The sequence below is a fragment of the Ilumatobacter sp. genome (assembly GCF_041688325.1).
Lineage (GTDB): Bacteria > Actinomycetota > Acidimicrobiia > Acidimicrobiales > Ilumatobacteraceae > Ilumatobacter_A.
Window position 1 is genome coordinate 1 of the sequence record NZ_JBDNIJ010000126.1, and the last position, 2,408, is coordinate 2,408.

At 63.5% G+C, this 2,408-nt stretch carries 1 protein-coding gene and 2 pseudogenes; all 3 read right to left on the reverse strand.

The window, feature by feature from the left end; genetic code table 11:
- Positions 1 to 302, reverse strand: a pseudogene (locus tag ACH2EI_RS08440) (nucleotide sugar dehydrogenase); the annotation flags it as partial.
- A complete protein-coding gene (locus ACH2EI_RS08445; RefSeq protein ID WP_395159699.1) occupies positions 299 to 1,624 on the reverse strand; it encodes a glycosyltransferase in 1,326 nt (441 codons plus the stop codon). The gene ACH2EI_RS08445 and the pseudogene ACH2EI_RS08440, both read right to left, overlap by 4 nt.
- Before the next feature lie 100 nt (positions 1,625 to 1,724).
- Positions 1,725 to 2,408 (reverse strand): annotated as a pseudogene (locus tag ACH2EI_RS08450) (hypothetical protein); the annotation flags it as partial.

Consider the following 2,408-nt stretch of genomic DNA (forward strand, 5'->3'; position numbering starts at 1 on the left):
AGGTCAGGGGTCTGATCTTCCTTCAGCGGGGTGGGCACACAGATGACCGCAGCGGCAGTCGTTGCCAGACAGTCGGCGTTGGTCGTTGCGACGAACCCGGCGGCGAGCATCTCGGCCACCGTTTCATCAGTCACGTCGTCAACGTGTGAACGGCCGCTGTTCAGCCCGTCGACGACGGTGGAGTTCAGGTCGAGCCCGACACAGCGAAAACCAGCACGTGATGCCTCGACCAACAGCGGAAGGCCGACATAGCCGAGGCCGATGACGACAAGATCGGTGGACGATGAGTTGAGTGCATTCACGATGTGCTTCTCTCAGATTCTGGTGGCCTCGGCCGCCGCTGCGCCAGCTGCAGCCGCTCACGGAGCACCGCGACAACTCCATCGAGGCGATGACGGATCGATTGGACCCTTGCAACCCTTGCAAGAGGCCCGCTCTTTTCCGACACCAGCCGTACCTTTGAGGCATCGGCCACGCCGACGGGGAAGAGCTTACGGGAGATCGGCGTGGACGCATCACCCCTGCGCTCCGACCGAATCGCCCTGGTCCGGATCACTTCAAGTACCGGCGCCCCGGCGACACCGACGATCAACAGCGTGCCCAGGTTGCGCTCCACCAGTTGGTGCGTGATGGCCGCGGTGACTCCTGGTTGCCAATTTATCGGCGCAGTCAACGCGACTTGGGCGAATGCGGTGACGAACCGATCATCGGGGAGCCCGATACGTACCTCGACGTCAGCTCCATCGGCAAGGCGAATTTGGTCGGCGAGCACGTCGGCATCGACAACGCCTGGATCGACATGCACCAAGAGCCGAGGCACCACCGGCACGGGGCTGCCGGCAGCCGGCCGTGCGCCTCTGAATCGACCGATCGGAAGCAGCGCATCAGCAAAAGGCGCACGACCCTGGCGGATCGCAGCAACGCGATCACCGCTCATGGTTCGCCCGCCTTGATGCCAGTGCAGTGCACCCCGGTCAGGGATCAGCAGAGCACCGTTATTCTGCAACCTGTACCCGAACTCGATGTCTTCGATCCCGCGGACCCCGAGGTCAGAGAACCCCCCGACGCTGGCGTACTGCTCGGCGGATACCGCAAGCGATGCGCCGACCAGGGTTCGAAACATGTCACTCGACTCGCGCTGCAAATCGGCGGTCTCGCCGAACGTCCGCTCGCGCCAATGCTGGTCATCGACTCGCCCGAGGTGGTCGAATGCTGCGAGGTCATGGTCCCTGATCGCAACCTCAAGTTCAGCTTCAGACATTCCCGTCATGTCCACGAAACTCAGAAACCCGAACGGAACCACCGCGTCGCACCGTTCGAACCATCGGAGGTACGACTCAACCACAGATCGGCTCGGCACCACGTCGACATCGAGGAAGACCAGCACCTCCCCAGCCGCTGCGCTTGCCGCCAATGCCCTCGCACGCCCCGCGGCGAAACCGTCGACGTCCTGGCGTAACACCGTGACCGTAAACGGGAGATCGAACTCCGACACGTCGAGCGGTGGCGCTGACGAATCGTCCGCGACAATGACCTCGAGGAGCTCTGCCGGGTAGGTCTGCAACGCGAGCGCCGAAAGCGTGCGATGCAGCGTCTGGGCGGTTGCCCGAGCCGGAATGTACACCGAGACACGAGGATATGGTGTCCACGTGGCCCCCGTCGGTGGACGCAACCGGCCCCATTCATTACCCGGCACCTGGTGTCGCGGGATCGCTCCCGCACGCTCAAGCATCTACTACACCGTCTACTGCAGGGTCATCTACACGGTCATCGACAGCGCAGAAGGCGAGGTCAAGACCGGCCAGCACGGCGGATGCCTGGCCGAGGAAATACTGGTCGTCGGCACTCCAGGTATGGCCGCTGCCGCTGCGCCGCAGCAGATACTCGAAACCGTGCGTCCGGTAAACAAGTCCGCCCGAACGTTGCACCGCTTCAATCAGACGGCGATCGACGTGGCGCGGAACAGCCTCCCACCCGCCGACATCGCGGAGTGTTGCCGTTCGCAGCAACAATGTCCCACCGGCCAACGTTGAGCTGTACTGCTCGGCGCCCTGTGCAAACCGCCGGATCGTCAGGTCCATCGACTCGAGGCGAACGAATTCGGCAGCCTTTCCCACAAGATCAGCGCCCGAGTCCTCGAGTGCGCCGACCAGGTCTTCGAGATGGTGGACGCCATACCAGTCGTCGTCGTCCCACTTCGTGACCAGTTCACCGGATGCGCGGTCAGTCAGGGCCGCCAGCACCGCTCCGAGCGGCAATGACTCGTCGAAGTAGTCGATCGACACGGCGTCACCCAAGATTTCGCGAGCGAGGCCGGCATCGCTGTCGGACCATGAGGGTCCGTGCATGCCGATCAGCACCTCGTGCGTTCGGACCGTTTGGCGAGCGATCGTGCGGAGCGTGTACTC